The 19973-nt window shown below is 58.0% G+C and carries 17 protein-coding genes; 11 read left to right on the top strand and 6 right to left on the bottom strand.

Annotated features, from left to right (window positions below; genetic code table 11):
- Positions 1-6: 6 nt before the first annotated feature.
- On the bottom strand, positions 7-717 hold the full coding sequence (locus ACSJLU_RS19885; RefSeq protein WP_167324571.1) for a fimbria/pilus periplasmic chaperone: 711 nt from the start codon (positions 715-717) through the stop codon (positions 7-9).
- 112 nt (positions 718-829) lie between these two features.
- Positions 830-1519, bottom strand: a complete 690-nt coding sequence (locus tag ACSJLU_RS19880) for a hypothetical protein (protein WP_154219762.1) — start codon at positions 1517-1519, stop codon at positions 830-832.
- A 929-nt stretch (positions 1520-2448) separates the two neighbouring features.
- Here ACSJLU_RS19880 and aas point away from each other — a divergent pair.
- Positions 2449-4602 (top strand): bifunctional acyl-ACP--phospholipid O-acyltransferase/long-chain-fatty-acid--ACP ligase, encoded by a 2154-nt coding sequence (gene aas, locus ACSJLU_RS19875; protein ID WP_151428124.1) that lies wholly within the window; start codon positions 2449-2451, stop codon positions 4600-4602.
- A complete protein-coding gene (gene lplT / locus ACSJLU_RS19870; RefSeq protein WP_025304070.1) occupies positions 4602-5786 on the top strand; it encodes a lysophospholipid transporter LplT in 1185 nt (394 codons plus the stop codon). Before aas ends, lplT begins: the two co-directional genes overlap by 1 nt.
- A 33-nt stretch (positions 5787-5819) precedes the next feature.
- Here the strand turns inward: lplT and ACSJLU_RS19865 are convergent, their stop codons facing one another.
- The 4 genes from ACSJLU_RS19865 to mutH all read right to left on the bottom strand — a co-directional run bounded on the left by ACSJLU_RS19865 (position 5820) and on the right by mutH (position 8943).
- Positions 5820-6860: an NADP(H)-dependent aldo-keto reductase gene (locus ACSJLU_RS19865; protein ID WP_025304069.1), complete on the bottom strand. Its 1041-nt coding sequence runs from the start codon at positions 6858-6860 to the stop codon at positions 5820-5822.
- Positions 6861-7065: 205 nt separating this feature from the next.
- Positions 7066-7284 (bottom strand): YgdI/YgdR family lipoprotein, encoded by a 219-nt coding sequence (locus ACSJLU_RS19860; protein ID WP_016929923.1) that lies wholly within the window; start codon positions 7282-7284, stop codon positions 7066-7068.
- 155 nt (positions 7285-7439) lie between these two features.
- On the bottom strand, positions 7440-8156 hold the full coding sequence (locus ACSJLU_RS19855) for a TerC family protein (RefSeq protein WP_025304068.1): 717 nt from the start codon (positions 8154-8156) through the stop codon (positions 7440-7442).
- 100 nt (positions 8157-8256) lie between these two features.
- On the bottom strand, positions 8257-8943 hold the full coding sequence (mutH, locus tag ACSJLU_RS19850) for a DNA mismatch repair endonuclease MutH (RefSeq protein ID WP_025304067.1): 687 nt from the start codon (positions 8941-8943) through the stop codon (positions 8257-8259).
- Between the two features lie 696 nt (positions 8944-9639).
- Between mutH and rppH the strand changes: the two genes are divergently transcribed.
- From rppH to recC, 9 genes are all read left to right on the top strand, one after another.
- A complete protein-coding gene (rppH, locus tag ACSJLU_RS19845; protein WP_004931849.1) occupies positions 9640-10167 on the top strand; it encodes an RNA pyrophosphohydrolase in 528 nt (175 codons plus the stop codon).
- Positions 10168-10179: 12 nt separating this feature from the next.
- Entirely contained in the window at positions 10180-12426 is a 2247-nt protein-coding gene (gene ptsP / locus ACSJLU_RS19840) for a phosphoenolpyruvate--protein phosphotransferase (protein ID WP_043139841.1), read from the top strand.
- Between the two features lie 223 nt (positions 12427-12649).
- Positions 12650-13522, top strand: coding sequence for a prolipoprotein diacylglyceryl transferase (gene lgt, locus ACSJLU_RS19835; protein ID WP_016929919.1), 873 nt, complete (start codon positions 12650-12652; stop codon positions 13520-13522).
- Positions 13523-13529: 7 nt separating this feature from the next.
- A complete protein-coding gene (gene thyA / locus ACSJLU_RS19830) occupies positions 13530-14324 on the top strand; it encodes a thymidylate synthase (protein WP_025304065.1) in 795 nt (264 codons plus the stop codon).
- Between the two features lie 174 nt (positions 14325-14498).
- Positions 14499-15002 (top strand): prepilin peptidase-dependent protein, encoded by a 504-nt coding sequence (locus ACSJLU_RS19825; protein ID WP_380827971.1) that lies wholly within the window; start codon positions 14499-14501, stop codon positions 15000-15002.
- Positions 14996-15574 (top strand): prepilin peptidase-dependent protein, encoded by a 579-nt coding sequence (locus ACSJLU_RS19820; RefSeq protein ID WP_043139850.1) that lies wholly within the window; start codon positions 14996-14998, stop codon positions 15572-15574. The genes ACSJLU_RS19825 and ACSJLU_RS19820 overlap by 7 nt, the downstream gene beginning before the upstream one ends.
- Entirely contained in the window at positions 15571-16017 is a 447-nt protein-coding gene (locus tag ACSJLU_RS19815) for a YgdB family protein (RefSeq protein ID WP_043139853.1), read from the top strand. Before ACSJLU_RS19820 ends, ACSJLU_RS19815 begins: the two co-directional genes overlap by 4 nt.
- A complete protein-coding gene (locus ACSJLU_RS19810) occupies positions 16010-16363 on the top strand; it encodes a prepilin-type N-terminal cleavage/methylation domain-containing protein (protein WP_043139856.1) in 354 nt (117 codons plus the stop codon). The genes ACSJLU_RS19815 and ACSJLU_RS19810 overlap by 8 nt, the downstream gene beginning before the upstream one ends.
- Positions 16364-16395: 32 nt before the next feature.
- The gene (recC, locus tag ACSJLU_RS19805) at positions 16396-19767 is read left to right on the top strand and encodes an exodeoxyribonuclease V subunit gamma (RefSeq protein ID WP_346421841.1); all 3372 of its coding nucleotides are present in this window, start codon (positions 16396-16398) and stop codon (positions 19765-19767) included.
- Positions 19768-19973 lie beyond the last annotated feature (206 nt).

The raw sequence follows: 19973 nt of genomic DNA, 5'->3' as shown, positions 1-19973 counted from the left end.
GCTGCCTCACTGGATTGGGGCAAGGTTGACCGTGATATCGGGTATGGCGCGCCCCGTGTTACTGATTGGCGTGAAGTGCAAACGGGAGGGGGGGCTGGTAAGCCTATCGCTCTTACGTGTACCGATCGTTTGCCCAGGCAGCAAATAAGGTTGTTCTAAAACAAACTGCTGGTTACTGGGTTGTACGGTGATGGAAGGGGCTAACCTGATAACGTAAGGGCTGAGATTTTTGACTTGTATAGAATGCCCATTTTGTTGCCAATGCAAGGTTTGCCAGGGAGATTTGTTTTCCACCAGCGCGGAGGGTGTGGCGATAGCGACGACCCGATGCCGAGTATTCACCTTAAGCTGGTTGCTTTTTTCTCCCATATCGGGAATTTCCTGGAAATAGATATGGCGCATTTGCTGACGGGTTTTATCAAGTCCCGGGGGATCGGCAAGCATGACGCGTACCAGCTGAGATTTACCCGGATCAATACGCGCGGCTGGCGGAGAAAGAATGAATAAGGGATCTTCTCCTTGCTTGCTTAATGCATTTTTAACAACGGATGAGAATAGCAATACAGGATAATTACCGATATTATCGACTCTTACCGTTGTCTCTCCTTTCTCTTGATTGACCAAAAGGCTTATTTTTTCCAGTTTAATGGTTGCTTGGCCATAAAATGGAGTAAGCAATATAAATATTGCGGTGAGATAATGGATGAGACCTTTCATTTTATTTCCTGAATAGCGGAGAATAACGAACTCTAGTCAAAGGACGTTAAGGTATTTTGCCAAACAAAGAGGCTGAAATAAGTGGGGACAGCGAAGTGTCCCCACCTGGTGATTACAGGTAGTGAACCGAAAGATTCACAGAAGCTTGCAATGCAATGCTGTCTTGCATTTGGATGCTTTTATCATCAATGTAGCTAAGCGGGGTAAGGAATGAACGGTAGTTGAATGTGCCGCTCAGGTTCTGACCGATCGCCATGTTGTCGTAATTAGCATCTGATGTGACCGCAAAGCGATTACCTGAGGCAACAGAGAAAATAGCCTTTTCGTGATCTGCACCGTCAGTTACATTGGTCAAATCAAAAATATCATCGCCTTCAGGAATCAGCGCCGCACGCACGGTTTCACCATCCATAGCGATATCTGACAGTGCAAGGCCCAGCACGGCGATATCTTTATTGCTGGCGTCTTTTGCCAGCGATGCGGTGAAGCTTCTGTCCATATATTGATAATCGGCATCGCCGCTGGCGCTGGTAACTTCAATGCCCATGCTGGTCGGTGCCGTGCAGTTTACGGTGAACGGGATGCTGCCCATGCCGTTGCCTTCCAACTGGACAGGATTTACTTTATCAAAAGCTTCGCTGGAATGGCGGCCAAGATCAATGCTATTGGTGTTGGCAGCAATACTGCAGCTGGTGTTATTGTAAATTTCTCCGGAGAAATCTACAGACGTACTGGCTGTTTTTGCGGCCAGTACGCTCGTGCACGACAGAGGTAGCAGGGCTAAAAATAAATATTTCTTCATTCAGGTTTCCTTCTGAGAATATGCCACTAAATAAATACAAGTCGTATTGCTTGAAAATATAAAGCAAGGATGTCGCAATTTTTTACTAGAGATTCAATGCAGGGTTATTTTATTTTTCAATCTCAATTCTTGCAATATTCTGCTAAAAATTTACATCAAAATAGATTTATATTCTGATTTATTGGTTTTTATTATTCAGTTTTAATTATTAATTCTGTTTGGTTGTTAGTGCATAGGTTTTATTGCTTGCGGTTTTTTTAATTATTAATAATTAATTATCCTCGGAGCGCACTTTTGCCGTGAGATCACGATAACAGCAAGGTCTGGAGGTGGCTCTGTTGTTAGCTAGCGCTTTTTGACTTTGTCTTTTTATTGTTACCGTGCTTGAAAAGCAAGAAAACGCATTGCATACGTTGATCAAAATGACACGTTGGATATCACGTCTAATTTGGCTCTTGCGTTTGAAAATAGTTTTCGTAATTGATTTCTTTAGCGTGGATGATACAAGAGGGATTAAAGGATCTGCTTCAGTCTCGATTAGGCCGAACCCTCATGTGCTGCACTTACCTGCATATGCGCATGGTCTTTTTGCTCCCCTCACTCGCTTCCTGCGGATGACGCATCATTATTGATCTTTCCGTCGTGAGGATTATTTAAGTTTCATTGAGTTATTACAACAGAACGCGGGAAATTTACAGCTGGTTGCATTTGGAGCAGAACTCTTGCGATTCGGCGGTAGTTTCCTGCACGACATCTCTCTAGAGTAGGTGATCCCAGAGGTATTGATTGGTGAGAAATCAGCATACTCTGTATGTTGAAGCCATTTTCAATTGCACCAACCTACGCGGATGCGTAGGTTTTTTTTTGCCTGCCATATAGTATTCTTTTCCCTACAACGATTTACGCCTCCATGGCCAAGGGAGAAGGGCATGATCTTTTCACTGCTGCGCGCGCTGTTTCGCCTGTTGTTTCGGGTTCGGGTCGAAGGGGACGTCCAGCACTTCGAACGGCAAAAATTACTGATTACGCCGAACCACGTCTCTTTCCTCGACGGCGTGCTGTTGGCGCTATTCCTGCCGATAAAACCGGTGTTTGCGGTTTACGCCAGCATCGGCGAGAGCTGGTTTATGCGCTGGCTGCGGCCTTACATCGATTTTGTCTCGCTCGATCCTACCAAGCCGATGGCCATCAAGCAGCTGGTGCGGATGGTCGAACAGGGACGGCCGATCGTGGTGTTCCCTGAAGGGCGCATCACCGTGACCGGCGCGCTGATGAAAATCTACGACGGCGCGGCGTTTATCGCCGCCAAATCGGGCGCCACCGTGGTGCCGGTGCGGATCGACGGCCCCGAATTCAGCCCGTTCGGCCGTATGGCTGGGGTGTTCAAGATCCGCTGGTTCCCGCAAATCAACATTCGCATCTTGCCGCCGACCACGCTGCCGATGCCGGAGGCGCCGCGTGCGCGCGATCGCCGGGCGTTGGCGGGCGATCGGCTGATGCAGATTATGATGCGGGCGCGGATGGACACGCGCGAACCGCAGACGCTGTTCCATGCCTTGCTGGCGGCGCAGCACCGCTATGGGCGCCGAAAACCATGTATCGAAGACATCGCTTTCAAAGAAGACAGCTACCAGACGCTGATCAAAAAATCGCTGGGTGTCAGCCGCATTCTGCAACGCTTTACCGCCGAAGGGGAACACGTCGGGCTGCTGTTGCCGAACGCCACTATCACCGCGGCGGCGATCTTCGGCGCTTCGCTGCGCAATCGCATTCCGGCGATGCTCAACTACACCGCCGGCGCCAAGGGCCTGAACAGCGCGATGACGGCCGCCGGTATCAAGACCATCGTCACCTCGCGCCAGTTTCTGGAGAAGGGCAAGCTGACCCACCTGCCGGAACAGGTGCCGCAGGCTAACTGGGTGTATCTGGAAGATCTGAAAGACACTGTCACGCTGGCGGATAAGCTGTGGATCCTGCGTCACTTGCTGCAGCCGCAGCGCGCGGCGTTGCCGCAACGTCCGGAGGACGCGGCGCTGATCCTGTTCACGTCTGGATCTGAAGGCCACCCCAAGGGCGTGGTGCATTCGCACGCCAGCTTGCTGGCCAACGTAGAACAAATTCGCACCATCGCCGATTTCACGCCGCGCGACCGCTTCATGTCGTCGCTGCCGCTGTTCCATTCGTTCGGCCTGACGGTGGGGCTGCTTACGCCGCTGCTCACCGGCAGCCGCATTTTCCTCTACCCCAGCCCGCTGCACTATCGCGTGGTGCCGGAGCTGGTGTATGACCGTAACTGCACGGTGCTGTTCGGCACGGCGACCTTCCTTAACAACTATGCGCGCTTCGCGCATCCGTATGATTTTGCCCGCCTGCGCTATGTCGTGGCCGGCGCGGAGAAACTGGCGGACAGCACCAAACAGATCTATCAGGACAAATACGGCATCCGCATTCTGGAAGGCTATGGCGTGACCGAGTGCGCGCCGGTGGTCTCGATCAATGTGCCGCTGGCGACCAAGGTGGGCACCGTCGGCCGCATCATGCCGCAGATGGAGGCGCGCCTGATCGCGGTGCCGGGTATTGATAACGGCGGCCGTCTGCAGCTGAGGGGGCCGAATATCATGAAAGGCTATCTGCGGGTTGAGCGCCCCGGCGAACTGGAGCCGCCGGCGGCGGAAGATGCGAATGGTGTACTGCAGCCGGGCTGGTATGACACCGGTGATATCGTCAGCCTGGATGAGCAGGGTTACTGCACCATTCGCGGCCGCGTGAAACGCTTCGCCAAGCTGGCGGGTGAGATGGTGTCGCTCGAGAGCGTCGAACTGCTGGCGCAACGGCTGTCGCCGGAAAAGCTGCATGCCGCCACGGTCAAAAGCGACAGCAGCAAGGGGGAGGCGTTGGTGCTGTTCACCACCGATCCCGCCATTACCCGCGAGGCATTGCTACGGGTGGCGCGCGAGCTGGGCAGCCCGGAGCTGGCGGTGCCGCGCGATATTCGCCTGTTGAAAACGCTGCCGGTGCTCGGCAGCGGCAAACCCGATTTCGTCACCCTGCGTCATATGGCCGAACAGCCGGAGAGTGCCTGATGAATCCTTCGACCGAATCCCCTTTGTTGTCACGCGGCATGATCGCGGTGATCAGCGCGCAGTTCCTCTCGGCGTTCGGCGACAATGCATTGCTGTTCGCCACGCTGGCGTTGATCAAGCAGCAGCTGTATCCGGACTGGAGCCAGCCGATCCTGCAGATGGCCTTCGTCGCCACCTATATCATTCTGGCTCCGTTTGTCGGCCAGGTCGCCGACAGCTTTGCCAAAGGGCGGGTGATGATGTTCGCCAACGCCCTGAAATTGGCGGGGGCGTTGGCGATCTGTTTTGGGGGGAACCCGTTCCTGGGTTACAGCCTGGTCGGCGTGGGGGCCGCCGCATATTCACCGGCCAAATACGGCATTCTGGGCGAGATCACCAGCGGCGAGAAACTGGTCAAGGCTAACGGCCTGATCGAAGCCTCGACCATCGCGGCCATTCTGACCGGTTCGGTGGCCGGCGGTATTCTGGCGGACTGGCATGTGGTCGCGGCGCTGGCGGCCTGCGCCTTGGTTTATGCGGGGGCAGTGGTCGCCAACCTGTATATTCCGCGTCTGGCGGCAGCGCGCCCGGGGGCTTCATGGCGGCCGCGGGCCATGACGAACAGTTTCTTTACCGCCTGCGTTACGCTGTGGCGCGATGGGCAGACGCGTTTCTCCTTGATTGGCACCAGCCTGTTTTGGGGGGCCGGCGTGACGCTGCGTTTTCTGTTGGTGCTGTGGGTGCCGGTGGCGCTGGGTATTGCCGATAATGCCACGCCGACGCTGCTGAACGCCATGGTGGCCGTCGGCATCGTGGTGGGCGCCGGCACCGCCGCGCGCTTCGTCACGCTGGAGACGGTGAAACGCTGTATGCCGGCCGGGATCCTGATCGGCGTCGCGGTCGCGGTATTTGCGCTGCAAACGACCATGCTCAATGCCTACGTCTTGCTGGCGATCATCGGCATGCTGGGAGGCTTCTTCGTCGTACCGCTCAATGCGTTGCTGCAGGAGCGGGGCAAACATTCGGTCGGCGCCGGCAATGCGATCGCGGTGCAAAACCTGGGTGAAAACGCCGCCATGTTGCTGATGCTGGGCCTGTATTCTTTGGTCGTGAAGCTGGGCGTGCCAGTAGTGGGCGTCGGCGTAGGGTTTGGCGTGGTGTTTGCGCTGGCGATTTGCGCGTTGTGGTGGTCGCAGCGGCGGTGAAACGGGGCGCAGCCTGGCTGCGCCCTCAGGGTATTAAGGTGCCGGAATGGTAAAACGGGTGTGGATTTCTTCGAGCGCCTGCAGCACTTCCTCATCCAGAATCACGTCGAGGCTGTCGAGGTTGATTTTCAACTGCTCCACCGAGGTGGCGCCCAACAGGGTGCTGGCGACGAACGGCTGTTGACGCACGAAGGCCAGCGCCATCTGCGAAGGGTCCAGCCCGTGTTTTTTGGCCAGCGCCACGTATTCGGCGATCGCCAGCTGGGTTTGCTGCCCTGAATAACGATTGAAGCGGGTGAACAGCGTATTGCGCGCACCGGCCGGTTTAGCGCCGTTGAGGTATTTACCGCTCAGCGTACCGAACGCCAGGCTGGAATAGGCCAGCAGTTCTACCCCTTCGTGCTGGCTGATTTCGGCCAGGCCAATCTCAAAGCTGCGGTTCAGCAGGCTGTACGGGTTTTGGATCGACACGATGCGCGGCAGCTCGTGTTTCTCCGCCAGCTGCAGATAGCGCATCACGCCCCAGGGCGTTTCGTTGGAGACCCCGATATAGCGAATTTTACCGGCGCGCACCTGCTCGGTCAGCGCCTCCAGGGTTTCCAGCAGCGTGACCGTGGCTTTGTCATCGGTATATTGATAGTTGAGTTTGCCAAAGCAGTTGGTGGCGCGCTGCGGCCAGTGCAATTGGTAAAGATCGAGATAATCGGTGTTCAGCCGCTTGAGGCTGGCGTCCAGCGCGGCGCGGATGTTTTTGCGATCGAGCGCCTGCTGCGGGCGGATGCTGCTGTCAGTGCCGCGCACCGGGCCCGAGACTTTGCTGGCCAGGACGATTTTTTCGCGATTGCCGCGCGCTTTGATCCAACTGCCGATATAGCTCTCGGTCAGGCCCTGGGTTTCCGGGCGGGGCGGCACCGGATACAGTTCGGCGGTGTCTATCAGGTTCACGCCTGCGGCCAATGCATAGTCCAGTTGCGCATGGGCGTCGGCTTCGCTGTTCTGTTCGCCAAAGGTCATGGTGCCCAGTCCCAGCACGCTCACTTCTAAAGAACTGTGGGGAATACGGTGGTATTGCATTAACGGCCTTCCTTTCTTGTTAGCGCTGACGGGCCGTGCGGCCCGGTGAAACAGGAGCCCAATTCAGAAGACGGCGCAAAGTCCGTCGGGCGGCGATGTCGCCTTTCCTGACTATAACCAAGCGGTGAAGATGGGGGAAGCGGATTCCGTGCGGACACGAATGAGGGCTACCGCGCTCGAGCGGGCGATAGCCGGCGGGCGGTGATTAGCGTTCGATAACCTGGGAAACCTGATCGCCGTTGATCTGGCGGTGGTTGCCTTTCTCATCTTTATAACTGATGAGTCCGGTGTCTGTGTCGATCTCTGGTTTGCCTTGCGTCAGGATCATGTTGCCGTCTTTGGTCGCCATGACGTAGTCGCTGGAACATCCCGCCAAACCGGCGGCCATCACCAGCGCAGACACTGCCATTACCCACTTTTTCATCCTGCGGATCCTCGATTATGCAGAAAACAATGTTCTTTCAAGATTAGCAAACTCTTGGCCGGGGGCGTCTCAGATAAGTCTTTATCTGATAAGAAAAAGTGAAATGAGGGGGCAACGAAACGGCGGAAGCCGCCGATGGCGGCCTCCGCGTAGGGTTATTCCGGCGAACGGTTTTTCTTGCTGCGCATCAGATTGAGCGCCTCTACCGACATGGAGAAGAACATGGCGAAGTAGATGTAGCCTTTCGGCACGTGCACCTGGAAGCTTTCCAGCATCAGCGTGAAGCCCACCAGGATCAGGAACGCCAGCGCCAGCATTTTTACCGACGGATGGCGATTGACGAATTCGCCGATCGGCCGGGCGGCGAACATCATCACGCCGACGGCGATCACCACCGCCGCCATCATGATGAACAGATGGTCGGAGAGGCCCACGGCGGTAATCACCGAGTCCAGACTGAAGATGATATCCAACAGCATGATTTGCACGATCGCGCCGAAGAAGCTGTGCACCTTGGTGTGGTGCTCTTCTTCCGACCCCTCGATGGTTTCGTGGATCTCTTTGCTGGCTTTCCAGATCAGGAACAATCCCCCCAGCAGCAGGATCAAATCGCGGGCGGAAATAGAGTGATCCAGCACGGTGAACAGCGGGTGCGTCAAGCGGATCACCCAGGCTATGGAGGCCAACAGCGCCAGACGCATAATCATGGCGGCGGCCAGCCCGAGCCGGCGAGCTTTGTTCTGTTGCGCTTTGGGCAGCTTGGCCACCACCAGCGACAGAAAAATGATGTTATCAATACCCAGTACGATCTCAAGAATGGTTAGCGTACCTAACGCTAACCAGGCATTGGGATCCATAATCCATTCGAACATTGCCCGACACACCTTAATACTAAATAAATGCAAAGTGTGAATTATACGCGTTTATCGCGGCGCTGACAGGGTTAGCTAAACCAGAGTTAAACGAAATCGCCTAGATTGAGAAATGTCTTGCCAGCAGCGCGCCGGTAAAACCCTTTTTCAGATAGAAACCGCGCGGCAGCGTCATGATAGGTTGCCCCTGTTCGCCGATGGCTTCGGTGAGCGCCTTGTTGTTGGCCGCTTTGGGGCGCAGTTGCAGCACTTCGCCGTGGCGCGCGGTGATGCGTTCTACGTGACCGAGCACGATCAGATCCATCAGTTCTTCCCAATCGCGGCGCAACCTCTCTTCTTCTGCCGCGCTCGGGCTCCACAGCAGCGGCGAACCGACGCGGCGCTGGGCTAGCGGGATCTGCCGTTCGCCTTCTACCGGTATCCATAACACGCGCGCCAGCTTGTGGCGAACGTGGCTGCTGGCCCAGGTGACGCCGCTGTTGCCGGTGAGCGGGGCGACGCAGACAAACGTGGTTTCCAGCGGTTTGCCGGCGGCGTCGACAGGAATGGTTTTCAGCTCAATGCCCAGCTCGGGAAAATCCTGTTCCGGTTTGCTGCCGGCCATGGCGCCGAGATACAGCTCCAGCAGCATGCCCACCCAACCCTTATCGCGTTTCAGATCCTTGGGGATCGGCAATTGCGCACGGGCGGCCAGTTCACCAAAGCTGAAGCCGGCCAGCGCCTGAGCGCGCTCGAACAGCTGCCGTTCATTTTCCGGCGGGGGCGGCAAAGGGGATAAAAATGCCATAAATCAAGCCTGTCGAATTTGGTTGAAAAATGTACTGCAATTATACGCGGCGAGCGATAACCGCTGTCGCCTGGGGAAAAGAATAATAGTAGCATGATTTTACATGACTTTTTTTCTTTCCTTACGTGGCCGACAATACACTCACGGGGCTTGTTCACCTGAAGCCACCGACAATAAACAGGATCTTACACCTATTTATCCACAGATTTATGGGATAACCCAAATTTTTGCCGATCACTGGTTCAATTTACAGCCTTGACTCAGGCGGTTTTTTACGAATTTGTCCGTTTTGTGCGTAACTTGCCCGCATAATCTGTGGATAAAAACGGCGTTGGTGGATCTTTCGCCAGGGTAAGATCCTTACCGTGCATAGATCACATTTTTGACCTGTTCACCATTGCGTGTTGTTGGTTAATTATATGTTTTTAAAGTAAATGTGTATTTTTCGGTATGAGGGGATATTTGAGGGTGTGAGAGTTTTACCGGCTTATCCCTCGAGTTCTGCACACACCTATCCACAGAAAAAGTGAATAAAACCGGCTTAAAAGGCTGGGGTATGTTTATAACTTTGCCTATATCTGTGAGTTATCCCAATGTTATCCGGCCCGCAGCACCGTAAAGCAGTGGTTTACCGCCTGTAGCTTGTGTGAAACAATCAGGACATCTATGCGAATTTAAGCTTATCGAGGTAGTCCGGTGATCGATGATGATGGCTACCGCCCGAATGTTGGTATCGTAATCTGTAATCGTCAGGGGCAGGTCTTATGGGCCCGCCGTTACGGTCAGCACTCCTGGCAGTTTCCCCAAGGTGGGATTAACCCTGGCGAAACTGCGGAGCAGGCGATGTACCGTGAGCTGTTCGAAGAAGTGGGGCTGAGTAAAAAGGATGTGCGCATCCTGGCTTCGACCCGCAACTGGTTGCGCTATAAATTGCCGAAACGTTTGGTGCGTTGGGACACAAAGCCGGTTTGTATCGGCCAAAAGCAAAAATGGTTTTTGTTGCAGCTACTGTGCAATGACGCTGATATCAACATGCAGCGCAGCAGCACGCCGGAGTTCGACGGTTGGCGCTGGGTGAGCTTCTGGTATCCGGTGCGCCAGGTGGTGTCGTTTAAACGCGACGTCTACCGCCGGGTGATGAAAGAATTCGCCGTGACCGTGATGCCGATGCAAGAGCAGGCGGCGCCGCGGCAGGCCCCCGCTTATCGCCGAAAGAGAGGTTAAGTTAAGCCGACTATGCTCACGCGCTTGCGAGAAATTGTAGAGAAGGTGGCCGCGGCGGCCAGTCTGACGGATGCGCTGGATCTGCTGGTCAATGAAACCTGTCTGGCGATGGATACCGAAGTGTGTTCCATCTACCTGGCGGACAACGATCGCCGCTGTTATTACCTGATGGCCACGCGCGGGCTGAAAAAGCCGCGCGGGCGCACTATCGCATTGGCGTTTGACGAAGGCGTCGTCGGGTTGGTCGGCCGCCGGGCCGAGCCTATCAACCTGGCCGATGCCCAAAGCCACCCCAGTTTCAAATACGTTCCGCAGGTGAAAGAGGATCGTTTTCGATCCTTCCTCGGGGTGCCAATCATTCACCGGCGCCAGCTGCTGGGCGTGCTGGTGGTGCAGCAGCGCGAGCTGCGCCAGTTCGACGAAAGCGAAGAGTCTTTCATGGTCACTCTGGCCACGCAGATGGCCGGGATCCTGTCACAGTCACAGCTCAACGCCATTTTCGGCCAGTACCGCCAAACGCGCGTGCGCGCGCTGGCGGCCTCGCCCGGCGTGGCGGTGGCGGAAGGGTGGCAGGACAGCAGCCAGCCTTCGCTCGATCAGGTTTACCGCGCGTCGACGCTGGACACCGCCAGCGAGCGCGAACGCCTGACGTTGGCCTTGGAAGAGGCCGGCGCTGAATTTCGCCGCTTCAGCAAGCGTTTTGCCGCCAGTTCGCAAAAAGAGAGCGCGGCGATCTTCGATCTTTATTCTCACCTGTTAAACGATGCCCGCCTCAAGCGCGAACTGTTCGCCGAAATCGACAACGGTTCGGTGGCGGAATGGGCGGTGAAGCAGGTGATAGAAGCCTTTGCCGAACAGTTCGCCAAACTGCAGGACACCTATATGCGCGAGCGCGGCAGCGACCTGCGCGCGCTGGGCCAGCGCCTGCTGTTCCACCTCGACGACACCACTCAGGGCGCCACCCAGTGGCCGGCGCGTTTTGTGCTGGTGGCGGATGAACTGACCGCGACATTGCTGGCAGAAGTGCCGCAGGATCGCCTGGTCGGCGTGGTGGTGCGCGACGGCGCCGCCAACTCGCATGCGGCGATTTTGGTGCGGGCGATGGGCGTGCCGACGGTGATGGGCGCCGACATCCAGCCTTCTCTGCTCAGCCAGCGGCTGCTGATCGTTGATGGGTATCGCGGCGAACTGCTGGTCGATCCTGAGCCGGTGCTGGTGCAGGAATACCAACGGCTGATCAGCGAAGAACAGGAACTGAGCAAGCTGGCGGAAGACGACGTCGAACAGCCGGCGCAGTTGAAAAGCGGCGAACGCGTTCAGGTGATGTTGAACGCCGGCCTCAGCCCGGAACATGAACAGCTGTTGGGCGGCCGGGTGGACGGCGTGGGATTGTACCGCACTGAAATTCCGTTCATGTTGCAAAGCGGTTTCCCTTCCGAAGAAGAACAGGTCGCGCAGTATCAAGGTATGTTGCAGCTTTACCCCAACAAACCAGTCACGTTGCGCACGCTAGACATCGGCGCCGACAAGCAACTGCCCTACATGCCGATCAGCGAAGAAAATCCCTGCCTGGGCTGGCGCGGCATTCGCATCACTCTGGACCAGCCGGAGATCTTTTTGATACAGGTGCGCGCCATGCTGCGCGCCAATGCCGGCACCGGCAACCTGGGCATTTTGCTGCCGATGGTCACCAGCCTGGAAGAGGTCGATGAGGCCAAGCGCCTGATTGACCGCGCCGGGCGCGAGGTGGAAGAGGTGCTTGGCTACGCGATCCCGAAACCGAAAATCGGCGTGATGTTGGAAGTGCCGTCGATGATTTTCCTGATCCCGCATTTGGCCGGGCGCGTCGACTTCATCTCGGTAGGCACCAACGATTTGACCCAGTACCTGCTGGCGGTGGATCGCAACAACACGCGGGTAGCCTCGCTGTACGACAGCCTGCATCCCGCGATGCTGCAGGTGCTGAAGCTGATCGCCGAACAGGGGAAAGCGGCCGGGCTGCAGCTTAGCCTGTGCGGTGAACTGGCCGGCGATCCGATGGGCGCGCTGTTGCTGGTGGGCATGGGCTATCGCAATCTGAGCATGAACGGCCGCAGCGTGGCGCGCATCAAATACCTGCTGCGACATATCGACCTTGCCGACGCGGAAGTGTTGGCGCTCCGGGTGTTGAACACCCAAATGACCACGGAAGTGCGCCATTTGGTGGCGGCGTTTATGGAGCGACGCGGCATGGGCGGGTTGATTCGCGGCGGCAGATAATCGCCGCGCGATGTGATTTTTTTTACAGAACTTTTCCCGCGCTGCCGGCCCGGACCGCGCTAAGCCTATGTTATGATGCGCAACCTCAGCGCGACGCATGTTCGTCGTCTTGCAAACCGCAGCGGCCAATGCTGCCGTTTGCAAGGCGCGAGGTAATGTCCGTCGCCGTTTGGCACCTGCCGCCCCCGCATGGGGAAAAATAACAGACATGTTGTGGTGATAGATGAGCAATAGCTATCTGGCGTTTCCTAAATTTGATCCGGTCATTTTCTCCATTGGCCCGGTTTCTTTGCATTGGTACGGCCTGATGTATCTGGTCGGCTTCGTTTTTGCCATGTGGCTGGCGGTGCGCCGCGCCAACAAGCCGGGCAGCGGCTGGACCAAAGACGAAGTGGAAAACCTGCTCTACGCCGGTTTCCTGGGCGTATTCGTCGGCGGCCGCGTGGGCTATGTGCTGTTCTACAACCTGCCGTTGTTCCTGGATAATCCGCTCTATCTGTTCAAGGTCTGGGATGGCGGCATGTCGTTCCACGGCGGTTTGATGGGGGTGATTCTGGTGATGTTCTGGTTCGCTCGTCGTACCAAACGCACCTTCTTCCAGGTTTCCGATTTTATCGCGCCATTGATCCCGTTCGGTTTGGGCGCCGGCCGCCTCGGCAACTTCATCAACGGTGAACTGTGGGGCCGCGTGACTACCGACACCCCTTGGGCGATGCTTTTCCCAAGCTCGCGCAGCGAAGACGTGGCCCTCGCCGCCGCCGATCCTTCTCTGCTGCCGCTGCTGAACCAGTACGGCGTGCTGCCGCGTCACCCGTCCCAGCTGTATGAACTGCTGCTGGAAGGCGTGGTGCTGTTTATCATTCTGAACCTGTTCATCCGCAAGCCGCGGCCGATGGGTGCCGTATCGGGCCTGTTCCTGATCGGTTATGGCGCATTCCGCATTATCGTCGAAGCGTTCCGCCAGCCGGATGCCCAGCTTGGCCTGTTCGACGGCGTGATCAGCATGGGGCAGATCCTGTCCATCCCGATGGTGGTGGCCGGTATTATTATGATGATTTGGGCGTACCGTCGTCGCCCGCAGCAACAACTGTCGTGAGGGACAAATGAAACAGTATCTGGATTTGATGAACAAGGTGCTCGCCGAGGGCACTCCTAAAGCCGACCGTACCGGCACTGGCACGTTGTCGATTTTCGGCCACCAGATGCGTTTCAATTTGCAGGATGGCTTTCCGTTGGTGACCACGAAAAAATGTCACCTGCGTTCGATCATTCATGAGCTGTTGTGGTTCCTGAACGGCGATACCAACACCGCCTACCTGCGTGACAACAAGGTCACCATTTGGGACGAGTGGGCCGATGAAAACGGCGATCTCGGCCCGGTGTACGGCAAGCAGTGGCGCGCCTGGGGGGCGGCGGATGGTCGTCAGATCGATCAGCTGAGCAACGTGCTCCAACAGCTGAAGCAGGATCCGGATTCGCGCCGCATCATCGTTTCCGCCTGGAACGTCGGTGAGCTGGACCAGATGGCGCTGGCGCCGTGCCACGCGTTCTTCCAGTTCTACGTGGCGGACGGCAAGCTCTCTTGCCAGCTGTACCAGCGTTCCTGCGACGTGTTCCTGGGCCTGCCGTTCAACATCGCCAGCTATGCGCTGTTGGTGCACATGATGGCGCAGCAGTGCGATCTGGAAGTGGGTGATTTCGTCTGGACTGGCGGCGATACCCACCTGTACAGCAACCACATGGAACAGACGCGGCTGCAGCTGACGCGTGAACCGCGTCCGTTGCCGAAACTGGTGATCAAACGCAAGCCGGCTTCGCTGTTCGATTACCGTTTCGAAGACTTCGAGATCGAAGGTTACGATCCGCATCCGGCCATCAAGGCGCCGGTCGCGATCTGACCTTAACCGCATCACACCAGGGGCGCAGCGATTGCGCCCCTTTTTTTATCCGCATTGCGCACTGCGCCGCATTTTATTGTCGCCACTTGTCACTACTGAGAAAACATTGCGCAGCTTGCCGCAAGGCTTGCGCATACGGCTTTACCGCTTTGTTACGGCCCTTACACTGGCCGCATGAAAGACAAGACTCTCTCGAACATTGATGACCGCCAGCGTGGCATGACGCTGATTGAACTGTTAGCGGCGATATTGATCGCCGGCATGCTTACCGGCTGGGGCGTCGGGCAATGGCGCTATCATCAGCAAGCGCTGCGGCTGGAACACACGGCCCAACAACTGCTGGCGTTTTTGCTGCGATTGCAGGCGGACGCCAACTGGCGTAACCGCACGACGCTGCTGTGGTTCAAGAGCGGCACGCCTTGGTGTCTGGGCGGTGGCGTGCCGCCGCCGGATTGTGGTTCAGCCGAAGGCCCCGTTTTTTCACCGTTTTATCGCGACGTTGCGCTGAGCGGTTATACCGACAAAGAAATCGGGTTTTACGGTTTGCGCAATACTGCGCAGGCGGGGCATATCCAGCTCAGCAATGAGGCAGGCGGCCTGCGGCTAGTGCTGTCTGCCCGAGGGCGGCTGCGTTTATGCAGCGAAGGGCTCCGGATAAGGGGGAGCGCGCCATGCTGACTGTCGAACGCGGTTTTACTCTGCCGGAGGTCATGTTGGCGCTGGTGTTCGGCAGCGTGATCGCGCTTGGCGCGGCAAAAACTTACCCGCTGTTACGCCAGCAGAACGTGGCCGTTGGTCAGCACTTTCGGCTGGAGTCAACGCTGCGACAGCTGGCGTTCGGCATTGAGAAAGATCTGCGCCGCGCCGGTTTTTGCGCCGGGCAGTGCGCAGGCCGTCCGTTGCTGATCGGCCAGGCATCGGGAGAAGCGGCGGGCAGCTGCGTTATCGTCGCTTACGACATCACCCGCAGCGGGCAATGGCCCACCTCGGGCGAGGATGCAGGCTATTTCGGTTATCGGCTGCGCAATGGCGGCTTGGAAGGGCAGCGCGGCGTAAGCCAATGCGATGGCGGCGGCTGGGAGCGGCTGCTCGATCATGACGAAGTGCGCATTGAGCGGTTTCATGTGGCGATAGAGCGGGGCGATCACGGCGCAGCGTTGGCTCGTCTGACGCTGACGGGGCGCTCCACCAGCGATACGCGTATCAGGCGCAGTCTGAGCGGGAGCGTCGAAATGGCGGCGCTGCCATGAAGCGGCGCACCCAGCGAGGCGGTAGCACCCTGGCGGCGGTGATGTTGCTGCTGGCGCTGGGGCTGATGTTGCTCAATGCTCAGCATCGGCAATTGGATAACGCGCTGTTACTGGCCGCCGATCAGCAGCGTTACCTTCAGGCTTACAATCAGGCCGCTTCGGCGCTGAGTTGGGGGATGAGCCAGCGCTGGCCGCGCGCCGAGCTGAGTGCAGCGGCCTGGCTATGCAGGCAGCGCGTGGAATTGACGGCCTGCGCCCGGCTGTCTACCAGAGCGGGGGTGGTGACGGTACGCGGCCTTGGTGAGATGCACGGGGGGGAGCCGCTTTGGCTGTATCAATGGGGCGTGTTTGACGATGCAGAGGCTGCTGGCAAGGTGCAAGCTCAGCCAGGGGGGCGGCTGGATTTTTGCCCCGAGAAAAGGCTGGCTGACTGCGATGGCTAACGCTCGCGCAGGGCGGCTATCCCGCAACGGCTTCAGCCTGCCGGAGGTATTGGTGGCAGCCTTGCTGTTCTCGGTGTCGCTGCTTGGCTTGTTACAGTATCATCAGGTGCTGTTGCAGTCGTTTCAGCGCCAGTGGCACTACCGGCAAGCCTGGGCGCTGGCGCACCAGCAGTTGGAAACGTTCGCCGTCACCGGGCGGCTCGATGCCGAACCACCGCTGGATGGCTGGCGACGTGAGGCGGCGCTTGACGATGCGGAGAGTGATTGCCGTCGATTGACGGTCAGGGTTCAAACGCCGCAGCGGCAGTGGGCAACGCTGAGCCGTTGGTATTGCACCCGTTTTTGAGCCGGTATGTTTTTTGTTTTAAAGGAGCGTTCATGTTCACGGTTTATCATTCCAATCAGCTGGATTTATTGAAGACGCTGACCAGCGCGCTGATAGCCAGAGATCCGTTGGCCGATCCTTTTCAACAGGAAGTGGTACTGGTGCAGAGCCCCGGCATGGCGCAATGGCTGCAGATGCAGCTGGCGGAACAGTTCGGCATCGCCGCCAATGTCGCGTTTCCGCTGCCGGCGACCTTTATTTGGGACATGTTCACCCGGGTGCTGCCGGATATCCCGAAAGAGAGCGCCTTCAGCAAGGACGCCATGACCTGGAAGCTGATGTGGTTGTTGCCGGAGATGCTGACCCAGCCGGCGTTTGCGCCACTGCAGCACTATCTGACCGATGACGGCGACAAGCGCAAGATCCACCAGTTGGCCGGCCGGGTCGCCGACCTGTTCGACCAATACTTGGTTTATCGCCCGCAGTGGCTGGAGAGCTGGCAGCGCGTTGAGCGCATCGACGGTCTGGCGGAGGCTCAGCAATGGCAGGCGCCGCTCTGGGCGCGGCTGGTAGAGTACACGCGTGAACTGGGGCAGCCGGAATGGCACCGCGCTAATCTGTACAGCCGCTTTATCCACGCGCTGGAGCAGGCAAAAACGTGCCCGCCCGGTTTGCCGCCGCGGGTGTTTATCTGCGGCATCTCGGCGTTGCCGCCGGTCTATTTGGAGGCGCTGCAGGCGCTGGGACGGCATATCGATATCCACCTGATGTTCACCAACCCCTGTCGTTATTACTGGGGCGACATTCAGGACTACGCTTTCCTGGCCCGCTTGCAGAGCCGTAAACGCCGTCACTACCACCAGGCTCGTGAGCAGGGGCTGTTCCGCGAGCCGGATGACGCGGCGCGCCTGTTTGACGCCGAAGGCCAGCAGCAGCTCAGCAACCCGCTGCTGGCCTCCTGGGGCAAGCTGGGGCGCGATCACCTCTATCTGCTGTCGCAGATGGAAGGGGCGCAAGAGGTCGACGCCTTTGTCGATATTCCGGCCGATACCATGCTGCACGCCGTTCAGCGCGACATGCTGGAGTTGGAAGATCATGCGGTGATCGGTATTACCGCGGAAACGCTGGAAAGCAGCGTCAGCAAACGCCCGCTTGATGAGAATGACCGCTCCCTCAGCCTGCACGCCTGCCACAGCCCACAGCGGGAAGTGGAGGTGCTGCACGATCAACTGCTGACCATGCTGGCGCAGGATCCGTCGTTGACACCGCGCGACATCATCGTGATGGTAGCGGATATCGACAGCTACACGCCTTATATTCAGGCGGTGTTCGGCAACGCCCCCGCCGAGCGCTACCTGCCGTTCGCCATTTCTGACCGTAAAGCGCGGCAGGCGCATCCGGCGCTGCAGGCGTTCATTTCACTGCTCGATTTGCCGCAAAGCCGCTTTACCTCGGAACAGGTGCTGGCGCTGCTGGAGGTGCCTGCCCTGGCTACCCGTTTCGCCATCGGCGAAGAGGGGCTGCGCCTGCTGCGTCACTGGGTTGGTGAATCCGGCGTTCGCTGGGGCCTGGACGACGATAACGTGCGCGAACTGGATCTGCCCGCCACTGGCCAGCATACCTGGCGCTTCGGCATTACGCGCATGCTGCTTGGCTACGCGATGGACAGCAATGCCGGCGATTGGCAGGGCATTTTACCTTACGACGAATCGAGCGGGTTGGCCGCCGAGTTGGCGGGGCAGTTGGCAGACCTGCTGGCGCAGCTCAGCCACTGGCGGCAAATCTTGAGCGAAGCGCGCCCGCTCGAGGCGTGGCTGCCGTTGTGCCGGCAACTGCTGGATGCCTTCTTCGCCGCGGACAGCGACACCGAAGTCGTGCTGGCGCTGATCGAACAGCAGTGGCAGCAGGCCATCAATTTTGGCCTGGCGGCGCGCTATCCCGACGAGGTGCCGTTGACCATTCTGCGTGACGATCTGGCGGCGCGCCTCGATCAGGAACGCATCAGTCAGCGCTTCCTCGCCGGGCAAATCAACTTCTGTACGCTGATGCCGATGCGTTCCATTCCGTTCAAGGTGGTGTGCCTGCTGGGCATGAACGACGGCGTGTATCCGCGCACGCTGCCGCCGCTGGGGTTCGATCTGATGGCGCAGCAGGTCAAACGTGGCGACCGTAGCCGTCGCGATGACGACCGCTATCTGTTCCTGGAAGCGATTTTGTCCGCTCAGCAGCGGCTGTATATCAGCTTCATCGGCCGTTCCATTCAGGACAACAGCCCGCGCTATCCTTCGGTGCTGGTCACCGAGCTGCTGGAGTACCTGGAGCAAAGCTATTGTCTGCCGGGAGACGAGGAACTTAGCGCAGACGACAGCGCCCGCCGAGTGGGCGAGCACTTGCTGAAGTGGCATGCGCGCATGCCGTTCGCCGCCGAGAATTTCTTGCCGGGCTCGGAGGCGCAAAGCTATGCCGCCGAGTGGCTGCCCGCCGCCGATGGTCGCGGTGCGGCGCATCCGGCGTTCAACCAGCCGCTGCCCGCCGAAGCGCTGCAGCAAATAGCGTTGGATGAGCTGCTGCGGTTTTATCGCCATCCGATTCGTGCCTTCTTCCAGCTGCGCTTGGGCGTCAGTTTTATCCTGGAAGAGACCGAGTTGCCGGACGAAGAACCCTTCACGCTGGATAACCTCAGCCGTTACCAGTTCAACAGTCAACTGCTGAATACGCTTATCGACGGCGACGATCCCGAGCGGCTATTCCAGCGGGTGCGCGCCGCCGGTGGGTTGCCCTATGGCGCCTTCGGCGAAATTTATTGGCAAAAGCAGCAGGAAGAAATGAGCGAACTGGCCGAGCAGGTGCGTGCGGAACGGGCGCAGAGCCATAGCCTGGAGCTGGATATCGATATCGCCGGCGTGCGCCTCAGTGGCTGGCTGCACCAGGTGCAGGATGACGGCCTGTTGCGCTGGCGGCCCGCTACGCTGTCGGCGGTGGACGGCATATTGTTGTGGCTGGAGCACCTGGTGTATTGCTGTGCCGGCGGCACCGGCGAGAGCCGCATGTATGGCCGCAAGAACTCCGCCTGGCGCTTTGCCGCGCTGGCGCCAGAAGAGGCGCAGGCACAGTTGGCGGAGCTGCTGGCGGGCTATCAACGCGGTCTGTGTGAGCCGCTGCTGTTGCTGAACAAGAGCGGCTGGGCGTGGCTGAGCCAGTGCTATCTGCCGGAAACGCAGCAAATCGACTGGGAGGAAGACGCGCAAATTAAGGCCTGCGCCAAATTGCTGCAGGCCTGGCAGGGCGATCAGCGCATTCCCGGAGAAGGGGAAGATCCCTACGTGCAGCGAGTATTCCGCCAATTGGATAATGAATACTTGGCGCAAATTCTGGCCGAAACAGAGCGTTATCTGCTGCCGGTGGCGCGGCATAACCTGGGGTAACAATCCCCCGGTGGTGCTGTGCAGCGGGAGGTGGTAAAAATAACGAAGGTTATATTCAACCATTGGGGTAATTCCCGGTCTGACATAACGTACAGGCATATACCCGCCGTGTTCGGACCGCCACATTGGCGAAGAACCCGGCGAGTACCGATTTGGTTATGTGGTTTTGATGCACGTCGCCAACGTCAGGGAGTGGGCGTAGCGAC

This window comes from Serratia bockelmannii (assembly GCF_051803255.1).
Lineage (GTDB): Bacteria > Pseudomonadota > Gammaproteobacteria > Enterobacterales > Enterobacteriaceae > Serratia > Serratia bockelmannii.
This window is presented reverse-complemented; position numbering and strand designations above follow the sequence as displayed.

Bases quoted from the DNA above. Each gene is read 5' to 3' on its own strand.
- ACSJLU_RS19885 (WP_167324571.1), bottom strand. From the start codon at position 717: ATGAAAGGTCTCATCCATTATCTCACCGCAATATTTATATTGCTTACT.
- ACSJLU_RS19880 (WP_154219762.1), bottom strand. From the start codon at position 1,519: ATGAAGAAATATTTATTTTTAGCCCTGCTACCTCTGTCGTGCACGAGC.
- aas (WP_151428124.1), top strand. From the start codon at position 2,449: ATGATCTTTTCACTGCTGCGCGCGCTGTTTCGCCTGTTGTTTCGGGTT.
- lplT (WP_025304070.1), top strand. From the start codon at position 4,602: ATGAATCCTTCGACCGAATCCCCTTTGTTGTCACGCGGCATGATCGCG.
- ACSJLU_RS19865 (WP_025304069.1), bottom strand. From the start codon at position 6,860: ATGCAATACCACCGTATTCCCCACAGTTCTTTAGAAGTGAGCGTGCTG.
- ACSJLU_RS19860 (WP_016929923.1), bottom strand. From the start codon at position 7,284: ATGAAAAAGTGGGTAATGGCAGTGTCTGCGCTGGTGATGGCCGCCGGT.
- ACSJLU_RS19855 (WP_025304068.1), bottom strand. From the start codon at position 8,156: ATGTTCGAATGGATTATGGATCCCAATGCCTGGTTAGCGTTAGGTACG.
- mutH (WP_025304067.1), bottom strand. From the start codon at position 8,943: ATGGCATTTTTATCCCCTTTGCCGCCCCCGCCGGAAAATGAACGGCAG.
- ptsP (WP_043139841.1), top strand. From the start codon at position 10,180: ATGCTCACGCGCTTGCGAGAAATTGTAGAGAAGGTGGCCGCGGCGGCC.
- lgt (WP_016929919.1), top strand. From the start codon at position 12,650: ATGAGCAATAGCTATCTGGCGTTTCCTAAATTTGATCCGGTCATTTTC.
- thyA (WP_025304065.1), top strand. From the start codon at position 13,530: ATGAAACAGTATCTGGATTTGATGAACAAGGTGCTCGCCGAGGGCACT.
- ACSJLU_RS19825 (WP_380827971.1), top strand. From the start codon at position 14,499: ATGAAAGACAAGACTCTCTCGAACATTGATGACCGCCAGCGTGGCATG.
- ACSJLU_RS19820 (WP_043139850.1), top strand. From the start codon at position 14,996: ATGCTGACTGTCGAACGCGGTTTTACTCTGCCGGAGGTCATGTTGGCG.
- ACSJLU_RS19815 (WP_043139853.1), top strand. From the start codon at position 15,571: ATGAAGCGGCGCACCCAGCGAGGCGGTAGCACCCTGGCGGCGGTGATG.
- ACSJLU_RS19810 (WP_043139856.1), top strand. From the start codon at position 16,010: ATGGCTAACGCTCGCGCAGGGCGGCTATCCCGCAACGGCTTCAGCCTG.
- recC (WP_346421841.1), top strand. From the start codon at position 16,396: ATGTTCACGGTTTATCATTCCAATCAGCTGGATTTATTGAAGACGCTG.